Source organism: Streptomyces sp. NPDC048584 (assembly GCF_043199595.1).
GTDB lineage: Bacteria > Actinomycetota > Actinomycetes > Streptomycetales > Streptomycetaceae > Streptomyces > Streptomyces edwardsiae.
In genome coordinates, this window is the sequence record NZ_JBICWF010000003.1 from 298,763 (window position 1) to 323,341 (window position 24,579).

At 72.1% G+C, this 24,579-nt stretch carries 16 protein-coding genes; 12 read left to right on the forward strand and 4 right to left on the reverse strand.

The genetic code is table 11. The features are described from left to right. The first annotated feature begins 57 nt into the window (after positions 1 to 57). Both ACGFR9_RS09315 and ACGFR9_RS09320 read left to right on the forward strand, forming a co-directional pair. On the forward strand, positions 58 to 10,956 hold the full coding sequence (locus ACGFR9_RS09315) for an amino acid adenylation domain-containing protein (RefSeq protein ID WP_393204637.1): 10,899 nt from the start codon (positions 58 to 60) through the stop codon (positions 10,954 to 10,956). Beyond that, positions 10,943 to 12,643, forward strand: coding sequence for an ABC transporter ATP-binding protein (locus tag ACGFR9_RS09320; protein WP_393204641.1), 1,701 nt, complete (start codon positions 10,943 to 10,945; stop codon positions 12,641 to 12,643). The genes ACGFR9_RS09315 and ACGFR9_RS09320 overlap by 14 nt, the downstream gene beginning before the upstream one ends. Before the next feature lie 6 nt (positions 12,644 to 12,649). Here the strand turns inward: ACGFR9_RS09320 and ACGFR9_RS09325 are convergent, their stop codons facing one another. Then, positions 12,650 to 13,726 (reverse strand): alpha/beta hydrolase-fold protein, encoded by a 1,077-nt coding sequence (locus tag ACGFR9_RS09325; RefSeq protein WP_393204644.1) that lies wholly within the window; start codon positions 13,724 to 13,726, stop codon positions 12,650 to 12,652. Positions 13,727 to 13,819: 93 nt separating this feature from the next. Between ACGFR9_RS09325 and ACGFR9_RS09330 the strand changes: the two genes are divergently transcribed. The 7 genes from ACGFR9_RS09330 (at position 13,820) to ACGFR9_RS09360 (ending at position 18,810) form a co-directional block, all read left to right on the forward strand. Next, positions 13,820 to 14,038, forward strand: a complete 219-nt coding sequence (locus tag ACGFR9_RS09330) for an MbtH family protein (protein ID WP_393204647.1) — start codon at positions 13,820 to 13,822, stop codon at positions 14,036 to 14,038. An 11-nt stretch (positions 14,039 to 14,049) separates the two neighbouring features. Next, positions 14,050 to 15,057, forward strand: a complete 1,008-nt coding sequence (locus ACGFR9_RS09335; RefSeq protein ID WP_393204650.1) for a P1 family peptidase — start codon at positions 14,050 to 14,052, stop codon at positions 15,055 to 15,057. A 3-nt stretch (positions 15,058 to 15,060) separates the two neighbouring features. Next, on the forward strand, positions 15,061 to 15,264 hold the full coding sequence (locus ACGFR9_RS09340) for a hypothetical protein (RefSeq protein ID WP_393204653.1): 204 nt from the start codon (positions 15,061 to 15,063) through the stop codon (positions 15,262 to 15,264). A 34-nt stretch (positions 15,265 to 15,298) separates the two neighbouring features. Next, complete coding sequence (locus tag ACGFR9_RS09345; RefSeq protein WP_393204656.1) at positions 15,299 to 15,622, forward strand: TetR/AcrR family transcriptional regulator; 324 nt, start codon at positions 15,299 to 15,301, stop codon at positions 15,620 to 15,622. A 234-nt stretch (positions 15,623 to 15,856) separates the two neighbouring features. Further along, positions 15,857 to 16,579: a TetR/AcrR family transcriptional regulator gene (locus tag ACGFR9_RS09350; RefSeq protein ID WP_393204659.1), complete on the forward strand. Its 723-nt coding sequence runs from the start codon at positions 15,857 to 15,859 to the stop codon at positions 16,577 to 16,579. 38 nt (positions 16,580 to 16,617) lie between these two features. Next, positions 16,618 to 17,760 carry an acyl-CoA dehydrogenase family protein gene (locus ACGFR9_RS09355; RefSeq protein ID WP_393204662.1) on the forward strand — a complete coding sequence of 381 codons (1,143 nt, stop codon included), beginning with the start codon at positions 16,618 to 16,620 and terminating at the stop codon, positions 17,758 to 17,760. A 90-nt stretch (positions 17,761 to 17,850) separates the two neighbouring features. Then, positions 17,851 to 18,810, forward strand: a complete 960-nt coding sequence (locus ACGFR9_RS09360) for a DUF1152 domain-containing protein (protein ID WP_393204665.1) — start codon at positions 17,851 to 17,853, stop codon at positions 18,808 to 18,810. Between the two features lie 255 nt (positions 18,811 to 19,065). Here ACGFR9_RS09360 and ACGFR9_RS09365 read toward each other — a convergent pair whose 3' ends face one another. Next, positions 19,066 to 20,385 carry a PP2C family protein-serine/threonine phosphatase gene (locus ACGFR9_RS09365; protein ID WP_393204668.1) on the reverse strand — a complete coding sequence of 440 codons (1,320 nt, stop codon included), beginning with the start codon at positions 20,383 to 20,385 and terminating at the stop codon, positions 19,066 to 19,068. A 452-nt stretch (positions 20,386 to 20,837) separates the two neighbouring features. Next, positions 20,838 to 21,374, reverse strand: coding sequence for a GNAT family N-acetyltransferase (locus ACGFR9_RS09370; RefSeq protein ID WP_393204671.1), 537 nt, complete (start codon positions 21,372 to 21,374; stop codon positions 20,838 to 20,840). A gap of 304 nt (positions 21,375 to 21,678) precedes the next feature. Between ACGFR9_RS09370 and ACGFR9_RS09375 the strand changes: the two genes are divergently transcribed. Continuing rightward, entirely contained in the window at positions 21,679 to 22,146 is a 468-nt protein-coding gene (locus ACGFR9_RS09375; protein WP_393204674.1) for a hypothetical protein, read from the forward strand. On the opposite strand, the gene ACGFR9_RS09380 is transcribed toward ACGFR9_RS09375, so the two are convergent. Continuing rightward, positions 22,133 to 23,182 (reverse strand): zinc-binding dehydrogenase, encoded by a 1,050-nt coding sequence (locus ACGFR9_RS09380; protein WP_393204677.1) that lies wholly within the window; start codon positions 23,180 to 23,182, stop codon positions 22,133 to 22,135. The genes ACGFR9_RS09375 and ACGFR9_RS09380 overlap by 14 nt on opposite strands. Before the next feature lie 72 nt (positions 23,183 to 23,254). Between ACGFR9_RS09380 and ACGFR9_RS09385 the strand changes: the two genes are divergently transcribed. Together ACGFR9_RS09385 and ACGFR9_RS09390 are read left to right on the forward strand one after the other, a co-directional pair. Further along, a complete protein-coding gene (locus tag ACGFR9_RS09385) occupies positions 23,255 to 23,815 on the forward strand; it encodes a TetR/AcrR family transcriptional regulator (protein WP_393204680.1) in 561 nt (186 codons plus the stop codon). Between the two features lie 40 nt (positions 23,816 to 23,855). After that, positions 23,856 to 24,572 carry a Type 1 glutamine amidotransferase-like domain-containing protein gene (locus ACGFR9_RS09390; protein WP_393204683.1) on the forward strand — a complete coding sequence of 239 codons (717 nt, stop codon included), beginning with the start codon at positions 23,856 to 23,858 and terminating at the stop codon, positions 24,570 to 24,572. Positions 24,573 to 24,579 lie beyond the last annotated feature (7 nt).

Here is a 24,579-nt window from a genome sequence, read left to right on the forward strand (position 1 = left end):
GTAAGCCTAAGTCAGGTTGCTTGCTCTCATTTCCTTGGAAAGGGTGCTGAGTCTTCGATGGAACCGAGCGCTCGTCTCGTACGGCTTTCCCCCACCCGCCTGACCGATGTGCGCCGGCGGACCGGCGACTACTCCGACAGGACGATCACCCGGGCGTGCGCCCTCGCACTGTCGTACTGGGCGACCGGCCAAGGACCCGACGGCATCGATCTCACCCCCGCCACCCTGTTCGCCGACGTCCTCGGCTGGGTCGACAACGGCGGTGCCCCGCCGACCGGTTGGGCGGCCGGCGCCGACGGCCGCAGCATCGCCGTCCCCGACGGTGTCGTCACGGCCGACGCGCAGCTCGCCCTGGACGACCTGGCCGACTTCCCGGACCGGCCCCTCGGCACCATCGCCCCGGCCGGCGCGGACGCACGGCTCGGCCTCCTGGCCGAGTGGAACGACACCCACGCCGACCGGGTGCGCCCGACCATCGTGGAGCTGTTCCTCGACCAGGCGGAGTCCAGGCCGGACGCCGTGGCCGTCGTCGACGAGCGGCGCTCCCTGACGTACAGTCAAGTCGCCGCGTACTCGGCCCAGTTGGCCCACCACCTCAAGGAACGGGGGCTCACCGCCGAACAGGTCGTCGGCATCTCGCTGGGACGCTCGGCCGACCTGGTGATCGGGCTGCTGGGCGTCCTGCGCGCCGGCTGCGCCTTCGTGCCGCTCGATCCACAGTGGCCCGCCGCACGCCGGGCCGTCGTCATAGCTGACGCCCAGGTCGTGCTGCAGCTCAACGACTCGGGCGAGCACGACCCGGCCGAACCGGACGCCGTGCCCGTCGACCTCGGCGACTGGCGCCACGGCTCCCACCCCACGGACGGACCCGCGATCACCGTCCCCGGCGACGCCCTGGCCTACGTGATCTTCACCTCCGGTTCCACCGGGCGGCCCAAGGGCGCGATGATCCGGCACGAGGCGATCAGTGAGCGCCTGCTGTGGCAGTCCGCCGAGATCCTCGGCTTCGGCCACGACGACGCCTCGCTGTTCAAGGCACCCCTGTCCTTCGACATCTCCATCAACGAGATCTTCCTGCCGCTGGTGACGGGCGGCCGGCTCGTGGTGCTGCGGCCCGGCGGCGAACGCGACCCGCACCATCTGCTGAGCGTGATCGCCGAACAGCGCGTCACCTTCACCTACCTGGTCTCGTCCATGCTGGACGTACTGCTGGAGATCGCGGGCGACTCGGACCGGCTGGACAGCCTGCGGCACGTGTGGTGCGGCGGCGAGGTACTGACCCCGGAACTGTACGAGCGGTTCCGCACCAGGCTCGACATCCCCCTGTACCACGGCTACGGCCCCGCCGAGACCACCATCGGCGTCTCCCACGTCATCTACCGGGGTACGGCCGAACGCCTGTCCACGTCCATCGGCAGGGCCAACCCCAACACCCAGCTGTACGTCCTGGACGACGAACTGCGCCCGGTCCCGGTCGGCGTCGGCGGCGAGCTGTACGTGGGCGGCTTCCTCCTGGGCCGCGGCTACGTCGGCGCGCCCGGCCTGACGGCGTCACGGTTCGTGGCGAACCCCTTCGCGGACGACGGGTCCCGGCTGTACCGGACGGGTGACCTCGCGCGGTACACCCCGGACGGGACGCTGGACTTCCTGGGCCGCGCCGACAACCAGGTCAAGATCCGCGGTATGCGGCTGGAGATCGAGGACGTCGAGGCCGGCCTGGCGGAGCACCCGGACGTCCGGCACACCTGTGTCGTCGCGAGGAAGAACACCGCGGGCGGCACCTATCTGGTGGGCTACGTCATCCCGGCCGGCGGCCGCGAGGATCTGCGGGCGGACGAGGTCAAGGCGTGGGCCGCCGAGCACATGGTCGCGTACATGGTGCCCGCCCACATCGTCGTCCTGGAGGAGTTCCCGCTCACCGCGAACGGCAAGCTCGACCGGGGCGCGCTGCCCGAGCCCACCGTGGTGACCGGCGTGATCGTACGGCCCACCACCGACGACGAGCGCGCGGTGTGCGCCGCGGTCGCGGCCGTGCTGCGGCTCGAGGAGGTCGGCGTCGACCAGGACTTCTTCCAGCTCGGCGGCGACAGCATCCTCGCCATCTCACTCCTCGGCGCCCTGCGTGAGGCGGGGCTCCACGTCACGGCGCGGCAGATCTTCACCCACCCCACCGTGGGCGCGCTGGCCGCGGTGGCGGGCCGTGAGGACCCCACCGTCGTGGACCACCGCGACATCGCGACCGGGCCGGTGGTGGGCGCGCCCATCGTGCAGTGGCTCGGCGAGACCACGGACGCGATCGACGGGTTCGTCCAGTCGGTCGTGCTCAACACCCCGCCGGAGCTGACCGCCGACGCCCTCGACGCGATCCTCACCGCCGTGATCCGGCAGCACGCCATGCTGCGGGCCCGGCTGGTGCGCGGCGACCGCTGGAGCTTCGACATCCCGGAAGCGGACGCGGCCGTCGCGCCATGGCAGGAGAGCGACCGCCCCCTCGACGAGTGCGTCACCCTCGCCACCGAGGGGCTGGACCCGGACGGCGGTGTGATGCTGCGTGCCGTCTGGCGTCGCGCGGCTCGACAACTGGTCCTGGTCGCCCACCACGTGGTGATCGACGGCGTGTCCTGGCGGGTCCTGATGGACGATCTGGCCACCGCCTGGCGGCAGTCGACCTCCGCCGCGCAGATCGAACTGCCCCCGGTGGGTACGTCGTTCCGCCGCTGGACCCAACTTCTCGAGCGCGCCGCCTTCGACGCGGACAGCGCCTACTACCGGCGTCCGCTGCCCGCGGAGGACCAGCCGGTGGGCAGGCGGCCGCTGTCCGCCGCCGACACCGTCGCGACGGAACGCCTGCGGACCGTGTCGGTCGGCCCCGAGGTCACGGCCGAGCTGCTGGGCGGGACGCCCGCGAAGTTCCACGCCGGCGTCAACGACGTCCTGCTCACCGCACTCGCCGTCGCTCTCGCCCGCCTGCGCCGCGACCTCGGACAGGACCAGACCTTCGCGCACATCGAGCTCGAAGGCCACGGCCGCGAGCCACGGTTCGTCGCCGGTTCGGCCGGCTTCGAGCCCGAACTGTCCCGCACCGTCGGCTGGTTCACCACCCTTGCCCCGGTGGTCGTGGACCCCGGCGCGGCAACCGACTTCACCGCGCCCGCGTATCTGACCGCCGCACTCAAGAGGGTCAAGGAAGACCTCGCCCGGGTGCCGGACAACGGCGTCTCCTACGGAGCCCTGCGCCAGCTGACCGGTACCGCCTTCGACGCGCCCGCGCCGCAGGTGCTCTTCAACTACCTGGGCCGCTTCGACGCCGGTTCCTCCGAGGACTGGCAACTCGCGCACACGACCGGCGGGCTGGGGGAGCGGCGCGACCCGAGGATGCGGCTGCCGCGTCCCCTGGAGTTCAACGCGATCGCCGAACCCGCCGCCGGCGGCGGGTACGAACTGGTCACCACCATCTCCTGGCCCGACGGCATGTTCACCGACGAGGACATCGCGGCCCTCGCCGACCACTTCCGGGCGGCCCTGACCGGACTGGCCGCACTCGAGCGGGGCGGCCACTCGCCCAGCGACTTCGCCATGGTGCCGCTGACCCAGGCCGACGTCGACGCCCTGGACGGGCCGGAGCTGGGGGACATCCTGCCGCTGACCCCGCTCCAGGAGGGCCTCTACTTCCACTCGGTCTTCGACGAGGACTCGGCGGGCGCCTATGTCGAGCAGCAACTGCTCACGCTGCACGGCGAGGTGGACGCCGGCCGGCTCGCGGCGGCCGCCACCCGGCTGCTCACGCTCTACCCGAACCTGGCGGCACGGTTCGTGGCCCTCGCCGACGGCCGCGTGGTCTCCGTCCTGGAGAGCGGCGCCGAGGCCCCGTTCACCGTCCTGGACCGCCCCGGCATCACCGACGACGAGATCCACGACTATGCCGAGCGGGACCGCCGCACCGGGTTCGACCTGGCCACGGGTCCTCTGATGCGCTACACGCTCGTCCGCGGCGGTCCCGGCCGCGACGTCCTGGTGCAGACGGTCCACCACATCATCGCCGACGGCTGGTCCGTGCCGCCGATGCTGCGCGCGCTGCTCGCCGAGTACCACGCGCCGGGCACCCGGTACCCGCTCGGCGGCTTCCCGGACCATGTACGCGGACTCGCCGGACGCGACGCCGACGAGAGCGACCGCGTCTGGAGCGACCAGCTCGGCGGCCTGCCGGGCCCGTCGCTGATCGCCCGGGGACACACCCCCTCCGACCGGTTCGCCGACATCGCCGTACACCCCGAGACCGACATCGACGCGGCGGCCCGGTCGGCCGGCGTGCCGCTCAGTGTGGCGGTGCACAGCGCCTGGGCGGTGACCCTGGGCGGCCTTCTGCACGGCGGCGACGTGGTGTTCGGCTCCACCGTCTCCGGACGGGACGCGGACGTGCCCGGCATCCAGGACATGGTGGGCCTGTTCATCAACACCATCCCGGTACGGGCCCGTTGGACCGGCACCACCACGGCGCGCGAACTGCTGGCCTCGGTACGGGAACACCAGAGCGCGGTGCTGCCGCACCAGCACGTCTCCCTGGCGCGGATCGGCCGACTGGCGGGAGCCGGCTCCCTGTTCGACACCCTGGTGGTGTTCGACGTGGGGACCGACGTGGCGGCACTGCGGCGCCCCGACGACACGCTCGTCATCGGCGGCATCCTCAACGAGGGTGCCCCGCACTATCCGTTGACCCTGGTCGTCGAACGTACCCCCGACGGCCGTCCCCGCTTCAACCTCATCCACGACGGCGAGGTGCTGGGCGAGACCCGCGCCCGGAAGATCCTGCGGGCGTTCACCTCGACACTGACCGGCCTGCTCACCCGCCCGGACGCCCTGATCGACGACCTCACGGCGGCGGACGCCCGGCTTCCCGAGCCGATCACCCCCACCTCCCTGGGCGAGCTGTTCGACACCGCCGCGCGTCGCGACCCGACCGCCACCGCCGTCACCCAGTGCGGCCTCGACGGCGGAACCCGGTCCCTGACTTACGGCGAACTGGCATCGGCCAAGGACGAGTTGGCGGACACGCTGCGGGTGGCCGGGGTCGGGCCGGGCAGGCGGGTCGCCGTCGCCGTCCCGCGTTCCGTCGAGCAGGTCGTCGCCCTCGTCGCGATCGTCAGCGCCGGCGGCGCGTATGTGCCGCTGGACCCGGCCCACCCGGACGAGCGGCTGGAGTACATCCTCGCCGACGCCGCCCCGCAGGCGGTCCTGGTGGAGCGCGAGCAGCGGGACCGCTTCGCGCGGCTGCTGGACAAGGCGGGCGTACCGGCCCGGATACTCGTGCGAGGGGAAGAGGCACCGCCGGTATCCGTCGCTGCCGTGACGACGCCGAGCTGGCACGATCCCGCCTACGTCATCTACACCTCCGGATCGACCGGCCGGCCCAAGGGCGTCGTCGTCCCGCACTCCAGTGTGGTGACGCTGCTCGCCCGCACCCGGCCCGCCATGGGATTCGGCCCGGACGACGTATGGGTCCAGTTCCACTCCTTCTCCTTCGACTTCGCCGTCTGGGAGCTGTGGGGCGCGCTGGCCCACGGCGGAGAGCTGCTCCTCCCGGAGTACGGGCTGACCCGCTCCCCGGTCGACTTCCACCGGCTGGTACGCGAGCGCGGAGTGACCGTGCTCAACCAGACCCCCTCGGCGTTCTACCAGTTCATCGAGGCGGACCGGCACGCCGGCACACCCCTGCCCGCACTGCGCCGCGTCATCTTCGGCGGCGAGGCACTGGACCTCGGACGGCTGCGCGGCTGGGTCGAACGGCACGGCACCACATCGCCCGAACTGGTCAACATGTACGGCATCACCGAAACCACCGTCCACGTCACCCACCGGGTGCTGACCGACGGCGACTTCGGCTCCGGCGACGACGTCAGCCCGATCGGCGGCCCGATCCCCGGCTTGGTCACCCATCTGCTCGACGACCGCCTCCACCCGGTGCCGCCGGGCCGGGTGGGCGCCATCTACGTCGCCGGCGACCAGGTGGCGCTCGGCTATCTGGGCAGGCCGGGGCTGACGGCCGGCCGTTTCGTGGCGAACCCGTTCACCGGGGACGGCTCCCGCATGTACCACACGGGCGACCTCGCCCGCCGCACCCTCGACGGCGAGCTGGAGTTCATCGGCCGCGCCGACGACCAGGTGCAGCTCAAGGGTTTCCGTATCGAGTTGGGTGAGGTGGAGGCCGCGATCAGGGAACTCGACGGGGTCGTCGACGTGGCCGTCACCGTGGCGGACGGCGGCGACCACCTGGTCGCACACCTCGTGGGCCGGGTGCCCGGCGACCTCACCGAGCGGCTCTCCGCGAAACTTCCCGTGCACATGGTGCCCGGCAGGGTGCTCCCGGTCGACGCGCTGCCGCTCACGGTCAACGGCAAACTGGACCGCAGGGCGCTGGCCGAACGCGCCACGCGGGACGACACCCCGCTGCCCGGCACCGCCGGCCCGGCACTCGGCGCACTGGTCGACATCTTCGCCGGTACCCTGCCCGGCTCCGAGGTCGACGGTGACACCGACTTCTTCAGGGCCGGGGGCGACAGCATCGTCGCCATCACGGTGGTCAACCGGGCCAGGGCACTGGGCCTGACGATCGCACCCCGGGACGTGTTCCTGCACCGGACCCCGCGAGCACTCGCCGGTCACCTGGCGACGACCGCGCCCCGGCCCGCCGCGACGTCCTCTCCCGCCCACCCGGCCGACGGTCCGGTCGTCCCCACGCCGATCATCCTGCGCCGTCGTGAACTGGGCGGATCACTGGCGGGGTTCGCCCAGGCCAGGGCGCTGACGGCCCCGGAGGGCACCGGGTTCGCCGACGCCGTACGCGCCGCGAACGCCGTAGTGGCCACGCACCCCGCGCTGCGGCTGAGGCTGCGCACCGAGCACGGGGTGTGGGCCCTGAGCACCGAACCGGCCCGTGAGGTCACCGTCGTGGCGACGGACACGACCGACGCGACCACGGCGGCGAACGAGGCCGCCGGACGGCTCGACCCGGAGTCCGGGAACGTGGTCGCGTTCACCTGGCTGGAGGCCTCCCGGACGCTGGTCGTCACCGTCCACCACCTCGCCGTCGACGCGGTGTCCTGGCTGATCCTCCTGGACGACCTCACCACCGCGATGCGCGGCGCACCCCTGCCCCCGCCGACCACCTCCTACGCCGAATACGCCGAGGCGCTGATTCTCCACACCGCCCGCGCCGTCGACGACCTCGGCCACTGGCTCACCACACTCCAGGCGCCCACACTCCTGCCCGCCGTCGAACGGCCGAGGGAGATCGAGACCGTCCTCCCGCCCGAAGCGACCGGACACCTGACCCGCACCGCGCCCACCGCACTGGGCGTCGGGCTCACCGAGCTGCTGTGCGGCGCCCTGCGCACCGCGCTCACCCGCGTCCAGGCGACGCCCACGGATCTCGCGATCGAACTGGAGCGGCACGGCAGGGTCCCCGCCCTCGACCACCACGACTACACCCGCACCGTCGGCTGGTTCACCGCCATCGCCCCCGTGCGGCTCACCGCCCACACCGACCCCGTCGCGGCGGCGCGTGAAGTCGCGGAACGCCAGCCCGACGAGCGTACCCACGTCGCCTACGGCGTGCTGCGGTACCTCGACCCGCAGACGGCCCCGCTCCTCACCACCCGCCCGCAGGTCCTGTTCAACTACCTCGGCAGGGGCAGCGAGTCCCAGGCACTGCACCTCACCGGCGGCGAGCAGAACACGCCGTACGCCGTCGAGGTCAACGCCTGGCTCGACGACGCCACCGGCAGCCTGCGTGCCGTCTTCACTCTCGCCGAGGGCATCCCCGACGAGATCACCGCACACTGGCTGAGCGCGCTGCAAGCCGTCGCGCACACCTCCGCGACGGCCGAGCGCACCGCACCGGTGACCCCGCTCCAGCGCGGCCTGTACTTCCAGGCCCAGCTGGCGGGCACCGCCGGACACTATGTGGCACAGAACTGGTTCACCTTCGACCGACGGCTGGACACCGGCGCGCTCGCCGAGGCCATGACGCATGTGATGTCCCGGCACCCGGCCGTGGGCGCCGGCTTCACCACCGACGACGACGGCAACCCGGTCCAGGTCCTCGCCGCCGGCCGGCGCGTCGACGTCCACACCGTCGAACTGGCCACCGACGCGGACATCGACGCGCTGCGTGCCCGGGACCGCGACACCGGATTCGACACCGGCGCACCGCCCCTCGTCCGGCTCACCGTCGTACGCCTGCCCGACGGCCGTGACGGACTGCTGCTCAGCTACCACCTGCTGCTCTGGGACGGCTGGTCACGCGAGACCGTCCTGCGCGACCTGTTCGACGCCTACCGGTCCCTCCTCGCCGGCGAACCGCTCGACCCTGCCCCGGCCACACCCGGCTTCGAGGAGTACGCCCGTGCCCTCGACGCCAGGGACACCGCCGCAGCGGAACGCTTCTGGGCGGAACACCTGGCCGGACTCACCGGCCCGACCCTGCTCGCCGGACCGGCACCCTCCCTCACGGACGAACTGCCGCGCGCGCTCGTCCACACCCTGTCCGCCGAACGGTCCGACCTGCTCCGGGACGCCGCACGTGTGCACGGCGTCACCCTGAACACCGTCCTGACCGGTGCGTTCGGCCTCCTCCTGGGCTCCCGCACCGGCCGCAGCGACGCCGTCTTCGGTGTGACCGTCTCCGGCCGCGAGGGCGAAGGGCTCTCCGGCATCGTGGGCGTGCTCCTCAACACCGTGCCCCAGTGGACACGGCCCCGCCCCGGCCACACCGTCCGCGAGTACCTCACCGCCGTGCAGGAGGCCCGCGTCGCCGCGATGGAACACGAGCACCTCGGCCTCGGCGAGATCCAGCGGGCCGGCGGCCACGGCACCCTGTTCGACAACCTCTTCGTCCTCCAGAACTTCCTGGACATGGAGGCGTTCGCCGAGATGAACGCCCGCCACGGCATCACCTCGGTGGAGGCCGACGACTCCACCCACTACCCCTTCACCTGGGTCGTCACCCCCGGCGACCGGCTCACCGTCAAACTCGAGTACCGCGACGACGACACCGGGAACGCCCGACGGCTGCTCGACGACTACCTGCGCGTCCTCGACGACCTGGCCCGCTGCACCGGACCGGTGGGCGCCCTGCCGGGCCCGGCACCCCGGCCCGAGCCCGCGCAGCGCACGGACGTCGGCACGGACACCGTCGTCGACCGCTTCGATGCCGCCGCCGACCGTGACCCGGAACGCGTCGCGCTCGTCGCCCACGGCTCCACCATGACCTTCGCGCGGCTGCGGGACCGCAGCCGCGCGGTGGCCGGGGTGCTCGCCGCACGGGGCATCGGCCCCGAGACGACGGTGGGCCTGGCGATACCCCGGTCCCTCGACTCCATCGTGGCGCTGTTCGCCGTACTGCGCACCGGCGCCGCGTACGTGCCGCTGGAGCTGGACCATCCCGACGAGCGCATCGCCGCGATCGTCGCGGACGCCCGCCCCGACGCCGTCCTCACCGTGAGCACCGTGTCGCCCCGGCTGGCCGGACTCACCGGCGAGCTGATCGAACTGGACCGCCCGCTGCCCGGGGCGGAGCCGTACCGCACCTTCGCGCCCGACGACCCGCACCGGCTGCGGCACCCCGCCTACACGATCTACACCTCCGGCTCCACCGGGAAGCCCAAGGGTGTGGTGACCGAGTACGCCGGGCTCACCAATATGCTGATCAACCACCGACGCCGCATCTTCGAACCCGTGCTGGCGGACCACGGCCACCGCGTCTTCCGGATCGCGCACACCGTCTCCTTCGCGTTCGACATGTCGTGGGAGGAACTCCTCTGGCTCGCCGACGGGCACGAAGTGCACGTCTGCGACGAGGAGTTGCGCCGTGACGCACCCCGGCTGGCCGAGTACTGCCGGGAGCACGCCATCGACGTCGTCAACGTGACCCCCACCTACGCCCAGCAGTTGGTCGCCGAGGGTCTGCTCGACAACCCGGAACGGCGCCCGGCACTGGTGCTGCTGGGCGGCGAGGCCGTCACCCCCGCCCTGTGGCAGCGGCTGACCTCGACCGGGGGGACAGCCGGCTACAACCTGTACGGGCCCACCGAATACACCATCAACACCCTCGGTGTCGGCACCTTCGAATGCCAGGACCCGGTGGTGGGCGTCGCCATCGACAACACCGACGTGTACGTACTGGACCCGTGGCTGCGGCCCCTGCCGGACGGAGTCCCCGGCGAGCTCTACGTGTCCGGCATCGGCATCGCCCGCGGCTATCTCGGGCAGCCCGCCCAGACCGCGCACCGGTTCGTCGCCTGCCCGTTCGGCGCGCCCGGCGAGCGCATGTACCGCACCGGCGACCTCGTCCTCCGGCGGCCCGACGGCAATCTGATGTACCTGGGCCGCACCGATCAACAGGTCAAGATCCGTGGCCACCGGGTCGAACTGGGCGAGGTCGAGGCCGTGTTCGCGGCTCACCCGGCGGTGCGGTTCGCCGCCGCGGTCGCCCAGCCCGACCCGCGGGTCGACGGCGCCCACCGGCTCGCCGCCTACCTCGTGCTGGACGGCTCCGACCTCGCGTCGGTCGCCGCCGAGGTGGGCGCCGCCCTGCCCGACTTCATGCGCCCCACCCACTACGCCCAGGTCGACGTCATCCCGCTCACGGTGAACGGGAAGGCCGACACGAAGGCCCTGCCCGAGGCCAGACCCCTCGGCGCCCTGACCACGGCCGGCGAACGCGGCCCCGAGACCGACACCGAGATCACGGTGTGCGAGTTCTTCGCCGAGGCGCTGGACCTGGACGACGACGAGGTCAGCGCGGTCAGCGACTTCGTGTCCCTCGGCGGGCACTCCATGCTCGCGGTCCGGCTGATCGGACTGCTCCGCCGGGAGTACGGTCCTGTCGTCACCATCCGTGATCTGCTCACCCTGCGCACACCGGAAGCGATTGCCCGCCATCTCGATGACCACAACTGACCAGCAGCGGCCCTTCACCGGGTCCCATGTCCTGCGCACCGCACTCCGCCGCAACACCGGCGCGATGGCCGGCGGCACCGTCCTCATGGGCCTGTACCAGGCCGGTGAGACGGCGTTCCCCATCGCGCTCGGCCTGATCGTCGAACACGCGCTGCGGGACCGCAGTCCCGCCGCGCTCGGCTGGTCCGTGCTCGCCCTCGCGGTGATCATCACGACCGTGTCGCTGTCCTGGCGGTTCGGGATGCGCGTCCTGCAGAAGGCCAACACGACGGAGGCGCACCGCTGGCGGGTGAAGGTCGCCGCCCGCGGACTCCAGCCGGTGGCGCGGGACGTCGGCCTCAAGTCCGGGGAGGTCCTGACCATCGCCACCGAGGACGCCGACCAGACCGCCGACATCATCGAGGTGGTGCCCCTGCTGATCAGCTCACTGGTCGCGCTCGTGGTCGCGGCCGTCGCCCTGGGGCTGGCCGATCTCCGGCTCGGCCTGCTGGTGATCGTGGGCACCGCCGCGATCCTGTCGGTCCTCAGTGTGCTGTCCCGGCGGATCGGCAGCAGCACCAAGGAACAGCAGGCCCGGGTGGCCCGCGCGGGTGCCAAGGTCGCCGACCTGATCGTCGGCCTGCGCCCGCTGCACGGATTCGGCGGCAACCACGAGGCGTTCCGCGCCTACCGAAAGGTCAGCACGGAGGCGCGGCTCCAGGCGATCACCGTCGCCAGGGTGAACGGCGCGTACGCCGGCACCGCACTGGCCCTCAACGCGGTCCTCGCCGGCGCGGTCACCCTGCTGGCCGGCTGGCTGGCCTTCGACGGCCGGATCAGCATCGGCGAACTCGTGATGGCCGTTGGGCTGGCGCAGTTCATCATGGAACCGCTGAAACTGTTCTCGGAGATGCCCAAGTACGTGATGATCGCGCGCGCGTCGGCGGAGCGGATGGCCCTGGTGCTCGCCGCGCCGCCGGTGACCACCCCGGGCACGGAACTCCCGCCCCCGGGCGGGGACATCGAGGTCGACGGTGTGCAGTACGGCTCCCTGCGCAGGCTGAAGTTCCGGGTGCACGCGGGTGAGTTCGTGGCGATCGCCTCCTACCGGCCCCGGGCGGCCGCCGACCTCGCGTCGGTCCTCGCGTTGAATGTCCCGCCGGACGCGTACGAGGGTGCGGTACGGCTCGGCGGGCGCGAACTCGGGGAGCTGTCGGTCGAGGCCGTCCGCGCACAGCTGCTGGTGAACCCGTACGACGGCGAGATCTTCGCCGGCACCCTCCGTACCAATATCGACCCCTCGGGCACCGGCAAGCGGATTGCCGAGGCCGTGGAGGCGTCCATGCTGACCGACGTCGTCGCCCTCCACCGCGAAGGGCTCGACCACGGTGTCCGAGACCGCGGCGCGAACCTCTCCGGGGGGCAGCGCCAACGGCTGTCCCTGGCCAGGGCGTTGGCAGCCGACACCGATGTCCTCGTGCTCCAGGATCCGACGACGGCCGTCGACGCGGTCACCGAACAGCTCATCGCACGCAACATCGCCCGACTGCGCAGGGGCCGCACCACCGTCGTGATCACCAGCAGCCCGGCCCTGCTGGACGCCGCCGACCGGGTCCTGGTCCTGGACGACGGCGTCGTCACGGCCGAGGACACCCACCGCAACCTCCTCGCCACCGACGAGGACTACCGCAGGGCGGTGGCCCGGTGACAGGACCTAGGCGAGCGCCCAGGCGACATCCCTGAGCAGGGCGTGCCGCCAGCCCGCCCGGTCGTGGTGCGACGCGGACCGTGAGACCCGCACGGTCGCGCCGGCCCGTTCGGCGAGGGTCTCGGTCAGCGCGCAGTGCGGCAGCATACGGGTCTCGTGTTCTCCCACGTCGAACGCGACCCGCAGACCGGTCAGTCCGGGGCGTTTCCGCAGTCGCGCGGCGAGGCTGCCGCCGACCGGGCCGCCCAACGGGTCGGCCCGGTCCGGGGCATCCGGTGTCCACCAGAACGCCCCCGACTGGCAGGCCACGCGCGACACCAGCTCCGGGAACTCCAGGGCCGCGTACAGCGCGCTCAGCCCGCCGAGGCTCTGTCCGGCGACCACGAGCCGGCCGGGGTCGGCGGGCACGCCGGACTCCGCCACCAGCGGCAGCAGTTCGTCCCGGATCCCCTCCCACAGCTCGGAGCGGCACGCGAACTCGGCCTCCCGGTCCCTGGCGGGCAGGAAGACGAGGGTGACCGGGGGCATCTCGCCATGGGCGACGGCCGAGTCGAACGCGGACATCGCCGGGTGCAGATACAGCCAGTCGTCCCCGTCGAGCAGCAGCACCACCGGCCCACCGCCACCGGCCGGATGGACGCGTACGGTGCGCCGCCCGCCGAGCCGTTCACTCGCCCAGCGGATCCGGGTGCTGGGGAGGGGCAGGACACCGTCGGCACCGACGGCCGGCCAGCGCGGCTGCTCCGGGGCGTCCGGCGTCGCCGCGATGGACCGGTCACCGCCCGCGCCGACCGGGTTGAGCGGATCGGCGTACGCCACGTCGTCCACGAGGAACTGATACGTCACCCGCAGCCGCGCCGGCATCCGCACCTCGGCGTACCAGCAGTCCGTGTCGCCCCACCGGCGCAGCGGCACGGGATCCGACCAGCTCTCGAAGCCGATGCTCGCGGCGGATCCCCGCCACAGGAACAGGGTCGACCACCCGCCCCCGTCCGCCGGCACCGACACGGGTGCCCTCACCCCCTCCCAGAACGCGTCTTCACCGGGGCTGCCGGACACCCCGAACTCCGCGAGGGGGCGCATGGACGTCTCCTTGTGAGGGGGAACGGGAAAAGCTAGGCTCGTTGCAATTAGGCGAGCCTAACCTAATGTTGACGTTCCTGGGAGGCACTCAGCATGAGCACGAACCCCTTCGACGACACCGACGGCCGCTTCCTGGTCCTGGTGAACGACGAGGGCCAGCACTCGCTCTGGCCGTCCTTCGCGGAGGTACCGGGAGGGTGGACCGTCGCCTTCGCCGAGAACACCCGGGACGCCTGCCTGGACTACGTCGAGTCCCATTGGACCGACCTGCGCCCCCGGTCCCTCACGGCGGTCACGGAGCGGCCCGCGTAACGTCGGACCGTATGGAATCACAGTCGCCGGGCACCGGGCGCCGGGCCCGTGACCTCGGTCTCGTCATCGGACACATCGCCCCCGGACCGTTCAACGCGATCACCGACGTGCCGGGCGTCCGCGTCGGCCACGCGACCGTCCGCCGGCCGCCCGCCGTGCACAGCGGAGTCACCGCCGTGGTGCCGGATGCCGTGAGCCCCCGCACCCCGCTTCCCGCGGGGGTCTTCACCGGCAACGGCTACGGCAAACTCATCGGGACGACCCAGCTCGCCGAACTCGGCACCCTGGAGACGCCGGTGCTGCTCACCTCCACGCTCTCGGCGTTCCGGGTCGCCGACGCCCTCGTCGGCTGGATGCTGGAACAGCCGGGGTGCGAGGAGGTGCGCAGCCTCAACCCGGTCGTGGGGGAGTGCAACGACGGCTTCCTGTCCGACATCCGTGCCCGGCCCGTCCGCGCGGAGCATGTCCGGGCCGCCCTCGACGGAGCGTCCGACGGGCCCGTCGCCGAGGGCTGCGTCGGCGCGGGCACCGGCACGGTCGCGCTGGGCTTCAAGGCCGGAGTCGGGACGGCCTCACGCACGCCGGACCTCTCCGGACGGCGCTTCACCGTGGGCGTCCTGGTCCAGGCGAACTTCGGCGGCACACTACGGATGTCGGGCCGTACCGTCCCACCGGAGGCCTTCGATCCCGCGGCCGACGGGGAGACGGGCTCCTGCATGATCGTGGTGGCCACGGACGCCCCGCTCGACGCCCGGCAGCTCACCCGCGTCGCCCGGCGCGCGGTCTTCGCCCTGGCCCGCACGGGCGCGGCCTACAGCCACGGCAGCGGAGACTACGCCCTCGCCTTCGGTACCCGGCCCGGCGGTGCGCCGGTGGCCGACACCGAACTCGGGCCGCTGTTCGAAGCGGTCCTCGACGGGGTCGAGGAGGCGGTGCTCAACTCCCTGCTCGCCGCGGAGACGACCACCGGCTTCGGCGGGCGGACGGTGGCCGCCGTCCGGGCGGACCGGCTGCGGTGAGGAGTGGCTTCGACGCCGGTCGCCCGGTCGGCGGCGGCCATGTGCCGGCACGGTGCCCTCAGGCGGCGTCCGAGGGCCGGCCCCGCCGCCCGCGCCGGGAGGCCGTCCGGCGACCCGTCCGTACGGGAGGTCGCGTTCACCGGGGCCGTGGAAGGTGGCGGACGGGACGACGAGGTGACGGAGCGTCTGCTCGACGCCGCCAAGTGAACTGTTCTGCCGTACGGGCGTCAAACGCTCGACCATGGCGGACGTGGCGGGGCGGGCCGGCGTCTCCCGGATCACCGTCTACCGCCGGTTCACCACCAAGGACCGGCTCGTCGAGCAGGTCGTACGGCGGGAGTTCCGGTGCCACCTCAACCGGTTCAAGGTGGACGTCCAGGACGCCGAGACCGTGCCCGACCGGGTCGTCCTCGGATTCGTGAGCTCCTTGCGGGCCATCCGCGGCAACCGGATCATCGGCGGTCTCATGGCCGCCGAGCCGGAGGCGGTCGTACCGTCCATGACCGCCGACGCGGGCCACACCCTGGCCGTGGTGCGGCGGTTCGTCGCCTCCCGAGCAAGGTGACCGACCTCGACGACGAGCGACCGCGCGCGGTGGCCCGGCGGTTTCTGGTGCCGATGCTCGAGCCGCCGATGAGAGCTCATGTTGGCGATGCGTCAATACCGTCCGGCTGCTCAGTCACCAAGGCTTGTCGGCCGAACAGCGAGCAGGACACAGGCTATTGACGCCAAGCCAATAGCCGTTCACTGTGAAGACCTTCAGGAGTCCGCTCACGCTTCGCGAGGGAGGAAGCCCGCCGTGGCCACAGCAGAACCGAGCCTGCGGCGCCGCGCGATCGACGAACTCCACGCCGCCGCCATCGAGTCGATGTACCCCCCGATTACGGAAGGACACCGCCACATGGGCGTTCAGCACCAGGACCGGCGACGCCGTATGGAGCCGGATGCCCGGCGGGCCGAGATCCTCGGCGTCGCGCGCCGCCGGTTCGGGGCCAGGAGCTACAGCACGGTGTCCCTCTCGGACATCGCGGCCGAAGCCGGTGTGGCCCGCGCCCTGGTCAGCCACTACTTCGGCAGCAAACGGCAGCTCTACCTGGAGGTGGTCCGGCAGATGATGGTGGTCCCGGCCTCCGTCTCCGAACGGCTGCCGCCCACCACCGCCGAGGAACGCGTGTCGATCTGCGTCGACCGGTGGCTCGAAGTCGTCGAACGCAACCGGGAGATGTGGCTCTCCGCCATCGGCCTGGAAGCCCTCGGCAACGACCCGGAGATCGACCAGATCATGCTCGAGGCCGACGAGATCGCCACCGACCGGGTCCTCGAGGCGGCCATGATGGCCGACATCACCGAGGGCCGGGAGAAACTCCGGGCGATGATCCGCGCCCACAGCAGCATGCTGAAGGCCGCCTCCCGCGAATGGCTGGTCCGCGGCACCCTCGGCCGGAGCGATCTGCACGTGATGCTGACCCGCACGGTGCTCCACCTCGTGCACACCGTGTTCCCCGCCCTGCGGGACGACTGAGAACACCCTGACAACCCGGCCAAGGAGACAAGAGCGTCATGCCCCGAGTCCTTTCAGACGAACGCCGCGACCTGGTCAAGACGATCGCGGACTTCTGCCGCCGCGAGTGCGGAACCAAGGAGCAGCGCGACAAACTCACCGACGACGGCCAGGAGCAGCACAACCAGAAGCTCTACGAGAGGATGGCGGCACTCGGCTGGCTCGGCATCGCGGTCCCCGAGGAGTACGGCGGCGCCGGCCAGGGCATGACCGACCTCTGCCTCTTCCTTCGGGAGACCTCCTACGGACTGGCGCCCATCAGCGGCTTCGGCACCACCGTCATCGCGGCGGCGGCGTACGAGAAGTTCGGCACCGAGGAACAGAAGCGCACCGTGCTCGAAGGCGTGGTCAACGGCCGTGTCGAAGCCATCTCGATGTCGGAACCCGGCGCCGGCTCCGACGTGGGCGCCCTCGCCTGCCGCGCGGAACGCGCCGACGGCGGCTATGTGATCAACGGCCAGAAGACCTGGTGCTCCAACGCGCACTTCGCCGACCACATCCTCCTCATCGCCCGCACGGGCCAGGGCGGCGGGAAGCACGACGGACTCACCCAGTTCATGGTGCCGACCGGTATCGACGGCCTGCAGATCAGGGGCATCGACACCATGGGCGGCAAGGACGTCAACGACCTCTACCTCACCGACTGCTTCCTGCCCGACTCCGCCGTCGTGGGCACTCCCGGCGAGGGCTGGGCCCAGCTCATGGCCGGACTGAACCTGGAGCGGATGATCCTCGCCGCCCTGATGCTCGGCGTCGCCCGGCGCGCCTTCGACGACACCCTCACCTATGTGCGCCAGCGCGAGCAGTTCGGCCGTCCCATCGGCTCCTTCCAGGTGCTCAGGCACCGGATCGCCGACATGGCGACCGAGCTCGCATGCGCACAGCTGCTCCTGGACGACGTCTGTGCCGCGATCGACGCCGAACCCGGCCGGGTGTTCGCCCGCGAGGCGTCCATGGCCAAACTCAAGTGCACCGAACTCGCCAAGCACATCACCCTGGAGGGCATGCAGATGATGGGCGGCTACGGCTACGCCACCGAGTACGGCATGGAAGCCCTGCTCCGCTCCACCGTCGTCTCCACGGTGTACGGCGGAACGAGCGAGATCCAGCGGGAGATCATCGGCAGGACCTACGGACTCTAGACACCCCAGGCGTCAAGGTGCGCCGGACCCCGCCCGGACCGCGCGAAAAGCCGGAGGCGGCCGGGCCGCTCACCGGCCACAATGACCGGCGTGACGTCACTCCACACCAACCCTCTCCTCACCCGGCTCGCCGGCTCCACGCGGATCCTCGTCGCGGGCGCGGGCGGCGGTTTCGACATCTACTCCGGCCTGCCCCTGGCGCTCTCCCTCCTGCACCAGGACAAGGAGGTCCACCTCGCGAACCTCTCCTTCAGCGCACTCGCCGGCCTGCCGCCGGACGACTGGGCCGCCGAGGACCTGGCCGTCGTCACGCCCGAAACCGCCCCGCACCAGAGCTACTTCCCCGAGCGGACACTCGCCCGGTGGCTGCGCGTCCACGGCTATCCGGACACCGTGTACGCCTTCCCGCAGACCGGGGTCCGCCCGCTGCGCGCCGCCTACCGGGCACTGATCGAACGGCACGACATCGACGCCGTGGTGCTGGTCGACGGGGGCACGGACATCCTGCTGCGCGGTGACGAGGCAGGCCTCGGCACACCGGAGGAGGATCTGGCCAGCGTGGCGGCGCTGGCCGCGCTGGACGGCGTACCGGACCGGTTCGTGGTGGCCGTCGGTTTCGGCGTGGACGCCTACCACGGGGTGAACCACGTCCAGGTGCTGGAGAACATCGCCGCCCTGGAACGCGACGGTGCCTACCTGGGCGCGTTCTCGATACCCCGCGCCACCCGGGAGGGCGCCCTGTACCTGGACGCGGTGGCACATGCCCAGGAGCACACCCCCGATCACCCCAGCATCGTGAACGGGTCCATCGCGGCGGCGGTGCGCGGCGCGTTCGGGGACGTCCGGTTCACCGACCGCACACGCGGCAGCGAGTTGTTCGTCAACCCGCTGATGTCCCTGTACTTCGCCTTCGACCTGCCAGGCCTGGCAGCCAGGTGCCTCTACCTCGACCGCATCGAGGACACCCACCTCATACGTCAAGTCCACTCCCGTATAGCCGAGTTCCGCGACTCCGTCGTGCCCCGCCCGCCCCGCACCTTCCCCCACTGAACCGGCGGCCGGAGCGCGAGTCGCGGGCTGTGCCGCCCTGCGGAACAATGGCGGGGCGGGCCGGCGCGGTGTGCCGGTCCGGGACCTTCGGGTGAGACCAGGTCTCACGGCCGTACGATACGAGGGAGACGCACATGTCCTCGAAGAGGCGCCGCAAGAAGAAGGCACGCCGCAACCATCCGGCCAACCACGGCAAGCGGCCGCAGTCCTGAACGTGCCCGTCCCGGGGGCGGCGACATCCGGCCCCGGGACGGTTCAGGCGGGCGGTCCGAGGGGGACGCGGAGAGCGAGCACCGCCATGTCGTCGCGGCCGTCACCGGGATGACGGTCCGCCAGCGCCCGCACGAACTCCGGCAGCGGCCGTGAGGCGTGGGCGACGGCGAGCCCGGCGAGCGCGGCCAGACCCTCGTCGATGGGATGCGCGGGGTGTTCGACGAGCCCGTCGGTGAAGAACAGCAGCACGGAACCCGGAGGCAGTTCCCGCGTGTGATCGGGCCGGGGCTCGCCGGTGCTCACCCCGAGCGGCAGGCCGGGTTCGGCGTACAGGTACTCCGTCTCCAGCTCCGGGCCGATCAGCAGGGGCGGGAGATGCCCGGCACTGCTCCAGCGCAGCACCCACCCGGATTCCCCGGGCTCCACGCGTGCCAGACACGCCGTGGTGACGGGGATGTCCGCGGTGGCGTGCAGCGTGCGGTCCAGCTGGGTGAGAACCCCGCTGGGCGGGGTGCGGCGGTCGTAGAACAGCGCCCGCAGCATGCTGCGGGCCTGCGCCATCGCGGCGGCGGCACGCAGGTCGTGACCGCCGACGTCACCCATCATGACCCCCACCGAGTCGTCGGGCAGCACCAGGGCGTCGTACCAGTCCCCGCCGAGCCGGTTCGGCTCGGCCGCGGGCCGGTATACGGCGGCCGCTGCGAAGGCGCCCAGGTCGGACAGGGTGGGCAGCAGCAGCCGCTGGAAGGTCTCGGCGCTGTCGCGGACCTGCGCGAACAGTCGGGCGTTCTCGATCGCGATACCGGCGGCGCCGGCGAGGGCGACCACGATGTCCTCGTCGCCCCGGTCGAAGGGCCGCCCGTCCTCGCGTTCCGACAGGTAGAGGTCGCCGTAGATCTCGCCGCGGACACTGATGGCGACCCCCAGCAGGGTGCGCATGCGCGGGTGGCCGGGCGGGAACCCGGCCGAGGCCGGGTGTGCGGGGATGTCGACGAGACGCAGCGGCTCGGGATGGTGGATCAGATGACCCAGCACGCCCCGGCCGTGCGGGAACTCCACCCCGGACAGCGCGGCGCGCTCGTCCTCCGTGAGCCCCGCCGTGATGAACTCCTTGAGATGCTCACCGGACTCGTGCAGCACCCCCAGGGCGCCGTAGCGGGCGCCGACCAGTTCCATCGCCGTGGTGACGATACGGCGCAGCACCACCGACAGATCCAGCTCCCTGCTGATGGCCAGCACCGCCTCGAGCAGGCCCTGCAGCCGCTCCTTGGCATCGGTCGCGGCCCGCAACCGCGCACCGACCTGCTCCAGCCCCGAACCGGGCCGCAGGCCGGGGACCTCCGGCTGCCCTCCGCCGCTCACAGCGGATGCCTGCCCGGTGTGCTGAACTGGGCGTCACACGAGCGGTACACCCGGCCTCCCGACTCGACCGTGAGCGGACAAGGACCCAGCGTGACATGGTCGGGGAGCGCCGCCCGTCCATTACTCCGAACGCGGCACGCCCCGTCCGCCCGTGGTTGTCACAGCCCGGTCCGCTGCCCGGTCAATGCGATGACGGCGGCCCGCGGCGACGCCCCGGGCCGCGGCGAAGGGAGCGCGTATGTCCAGAGCAGGCGACCACCGATGCCCCGGCGGGCCTGTGCCGGGGGAGGGGCGCATGACGCCCCGGGAGCCCGAGCTCGCCGCCGCCGGTGTGTCCCTCGCGACGGAGGCCGCCCTGCTCGAGGCACGTGCGCGGATGCTGCAGGAGGCGCTCGACACCGTCGACGACCGCATCGGGGAACTGTCCGAGACGCTGCGGCGGCTGCACGATCCTACGGGTTCGGCTTCCAGTCCCGGGCGAGAAGCCCGAGCAGCACCTCGTCCATGAACTCGCCCATCACCCAGGCCGAGGCACGCAGCACACCCTCGCGGACGAACCCGTTGTGCTCGGCGGAGCGCAGCATCGCGAGGTTGTCCGACAGCGTCTCGATCTGCAGACGCTGCAGACCGCGCACGACGAAGCCGTAGTGGCACAACACCGCGACCACGTCCGTGCCGTAGCCCTTGCCTCGGGCGGACGGCAGCAGTCCCAGGCCGATGTGGGCGTTCCGGTTGTGGGTGTCGATGCCCCACAGGTTCGCGGTGCCTATCAGTGAGCCGCCGTCCAACTCCACGACGGAGAAGGGGACATGGCGCTGCTCCTTGTCGTCCACGAAGAGCCGGGGGTCCTTCGAACCGGGCGAGACCGGCCGCCAGGGTCCGGCCTCGGCCCGTGACGCGTTGGCCACGTCGTCGTAGAGCTCGGTGCGCAGGACCGGGATGTCGTCGTCGTGCCGGGCCCTGAGCCCGACCTTGCTGCCGCTCAACATGCGTGCTTCCTATCCGAACGGATCGGCCGGTGGCAAACGAATAAGTCCCGGTCGCCGAAGCGTTCGCGGCCGGCGCGTACGGCGTCGATCACCGCCGAGGCCACCGTGGAACCGCACCGGTCCGCCGAGCCGTTCGGCGGCGAGTGCCGCCTCACGGTCCCGACGGCCCGCCCGGGGCCGACACGGCTCCGCGGCGCGGCGGCGCGGCGGCGCACCTCGTCGTCGTAGTGCCCGATGTCCTTGCCCCGACGGGGGTCCGGGCCGCAGGATGCTGCCGGGCGGTGACCGACGCCGGGGAGGGACGGTGGACGTGGAGGATCCGCACATCCATGCCGAGCGGAAGGTGGTCCGCGGCGAAGCCGCCGTCCGTGACGTGATGGCGTCCGCGTTCGGCCTCGTCGGTGAGCTGCCGGGCTCCGTCACGGCCGGCTGCGGGCTGCGGGTGCCGTACGCGATGACCTCGGGGCGTCCGGACCGGGTCACCTGCCTCGCCTGCCGCGAGCACGCCGGGCGCGAACACCTGCGCTTCGCGCGGGAGGTCGAGCGTCTCAGCGGTATGCCCGGCTCGGTCATCGGCGCCGACCAGGGGAAACTGGCCGCGGACAGACATCGCGAGCTCGCGCGGCGCTTTGGGGAGAGCCCTCAGGGCCTTTCCGGCAATGCCCGTCTGCCGCGCGAACGCCGTGCACGTACTCTCGCCGCACCTGACGCCGCGCGTCCCGCCCTTCGGGCGGGCCCCGGGAATGTGACGACAGGACCTAGGGACGCATGACGATCTTGCCCACATGGCTCCTGCGGGCGAGCTCCTCCTGCGCCGCCGCGGCCCGCGCCAGCGGGAAGACCGCGGCGATGACGGGTAGTACCCGGCCCTGACGAGCCAGGTCCATGAGCAGACCGAAGTGCGCCGGCGTGTGCATCGCGGAGCCGATCACCTGCGCGTTGTGCAGATAGAGACGGCGTACGTCGAAGGCGACGTCGTACCCGCCGAGGGCGCCCGCGACGACCCACCGGCCCCCTTCGCGCAGCAGCGGCAGTCCCTCACCCACCAGCTCTCCGGCCACGACGTCGAGTGCGACGTCGACGCCCTTCGGGGCGGCCGCGCGGATCTGCCCGGTGACGTCCCCGGCGCGGTCGACGACCTCGTGCGCGCCCGCCTCGCGCACCGCGTCGATCTTGGTCCCGCTGCTCATCGCGACGACCCTCGCGCCACGCGCCCGCGCGAGCTGTACGGCGGCCAGCCCGACACCGCCGGACGCCCCCGAGACCAGGACGGTCTCGCCCTCCCGCAGCCGGCCCCGCTCGATCATCCCCAGCGCCGTGCCGTACGCCGTCGGCAGCGCCGCGAGCTGGTCGTCCGTGAGCGGCGACTCCGTCGCGTCGTGCACACGCTCCGCCGGCGCCGTCACATACTCGGCGTAACCGCCGTCGCGTTCGCTCCCCATCAGCCCCACCGGGTTGGCGTCCGGCCCGTCACCGTCGTAGATCGCCGGATCGACGACCACACGCAGCCCCACGAGGCTCCCGTCCACGCCCGCGCCGACCGCCGCGACCCGGCCCGCGACGTCCGCGCCCTGGATGCGCGGGAAGTCGAGAGGGCCCCGCCAGCCGGACCGGGCCGTCGGGGCTCCCGGACGGCCGTAGGCCCCCTCCCGGGTCCACAGATCGGTGTTGTTCAGCGCCACCGCACCGACCCTGACCAGCACCTCGCCCGGCCGAGGGGCCGGCACGGCCACCTCCGCGAGCTCCAGTACCTCCGGCCCTCCGTGCGCGGTGGCGCGCACCGCACGCATGATCCCGGGCGTAGTCATCGCCTCGACCCTCCATAGGTATACTGATCTGTGAACTACTGCCACCGTACACCGACCAGTGAAGGGCGTCCGATGCTCGAAGCGCGGCCCATGACGCCGGCCGGCCGCCGTATCGTGGCGGCCGCCGAGGAGCTCTTCTACCACCGCGGCATCACCGCGGTCGGCGTGGACCTGATCGCCGAGTACTCGGGCGTGACCAAGCGGACGCTGTACAACCGGTTCGGTTCGAAGGACCGTCTCGTGGCGGTGTATCTGGCGGAACGCGACCAGCGCTGGCGAGCGCTCGTCCTCGCCGCCGTCGACGCCTGCGACAGCCCCGTCGAGGCCGTCACCGCCCCCTTCGCGGCCCTGCGGACCTGGAGCGAGACCAACACCCGCGGATGCGCGTTCATCAACGCCCTGGCCGAGATCCCGGACCCCGCGCATCCCGCGTATCCCGTCGCCGCCGCCCAGAAGCGCTGGCTGCGGGACCTGTTCGAGGAACTCGCCACCGCGGCGCACCGCCCGGACCCCGCGACTCTCGCGGCCCGGCTCCTCGTGCTCCACGAGGGCGCCCTCGCCACACAGCCGCTCCTGCCCGACACCCTGTCGGCGAGTACCGACCTGGCACGCGCCCTCGTACGAGCCGACTAGGCATCGCACGGACCCCGGCATCATCTCTGGAGGCACTCCCGTGGGAACCGCAACAGCACGTCGTGTGGCACTCGTCGGAGGAGGCTTCTCGACCGATGAGGACGGGCTGCTGGACGACTGGCTGCTCACCCACGCGAGAAGACCCCGGCCGAAGGTGTGCTTCGTCCCGACCGCCAGCGGTGACGCGCCCGCGTACATCGACCGGTTCCTGCACGCCTTCACCTCACGCGACTGCGAACCGTCCGTACTGCCGCTGTTCCGGCGCGAGTTGGACGACGAGAGCCTGCGGACGTTCCTGCTCGCCCAGGACGTCGTGTACGTCGGCGGCGGCAACACGGCGAACCTGCTGGCGGTCTGGCGCGCCCACGGAGTCGACCGGCTGCTGCGCGAGGCCCACGCACACGGCACGCTGCTGTGCGGCATCAGCGCCGGCGCCAACTGCTGGGCCGACGGCTCGCACACGGACTCCTTCGGCCCACTGACGTACCTCCAGGACGGACTGGGCCTCCTGCCCGGCTCGGTGTGCCCGCACTACGACAGCGAACCCGGGCGCCGCACCTCCTACCGGCACGCCGTGGCCACCGGCACGCTGCCCGCCGGCTGGGCGGTCGAGGACGGCGTGGGAGCCCTCTTCACGGACGGACATCTCGAGGAAGCGGTCACCCGGAGCCGCGAGGCCCGGCTGTACCGGGTACGAGCCGACGCACACGACCAGGTCCACGAGGAGGCCCTGCCCTGCCGGCTGCTCGCGAACTGAGCGGCCC

What these genes read in the sequence shown, in the direction of transcription:
- ACGFR9_RS09315 (WP_393204637.1), top strand. Translation starts at nt 58, where the DNA reads ATGGAACCGAGCGCTCGTCTCGTACGGCTTTCCCCCACCCGCCTGACC.
- ACGFR9_RS09320 (WP_393204641.1), top strand. Translation starts at nt 10,943, where the DNA reads ATGACCACAACTGACCAGCAGCGGCCCTTCACCGGGTCCCATGTCCTG.
- ACGFR9_RS09325 (WP_393204644.1), bottom strand. Translation starts at nt 13,726, where the DNA reads ATGCGCCCCCTCGCGGAGTTCGGGGTGTCCGGCAGCCCCGGTGAAGAC.
- ACGFR9_RS09330 (WP_393204647.1), top strand. Translation starts at nt 13,820, where the DNA reads ATGAGCACGAACCCCTTCGACGACACCGACGGCCGCTTCCTGGTCCTG.
- ACGFR9_RS09335 (WP_393204650.1), top strand. Translation starts at nt 14,050, where the DNA reads ATGGAATCACAGTCGCCGGGCACCGGGCGCCGGGCCCGTGACCTCGGT.
- ACGFR9_RS09345 (WP_393204656.1), top strand. Translation starts at nt 15,299, where the DNA reads ATGGCGGACGTGGCGGGGCGGGCCGGCGTCTCCCGGATCACCGTCTAC.
- ACGFR9_RS09355 (WP_393204662.1), top strand. Translation starts at nt 16,618, where the DNA reads ATGCCCCGAGTCCTTTCAGACGAACGCCGCGACCTGGTCAAGACGATC.
- ACGFR9_RS09370 (WP_393204671.1), bottom strand. Translation starts at nt 21,374, where the DNA reads ATGTTGAGCGGCAGCAAGGTCGGGCTCAGGGCCCGGCACGACGACGAC.
- ACGFR9_RS09380 (WP_393204677.1), bottom strand. Translation starts at nt 23,182, where the DNA reads ATGACTACGCCCGGGATCATGCGTGCGGTGCGCGCCACCGCGCACGGA.
- ACGFR9_RS09385 (WP_393204680.1), top strand. Translation starts at nt 23,255, where the DNA reads ATGCTCGAAGCGCGGCCCATGACGCCGGCCGGCCGCCGTATCGTGGCG.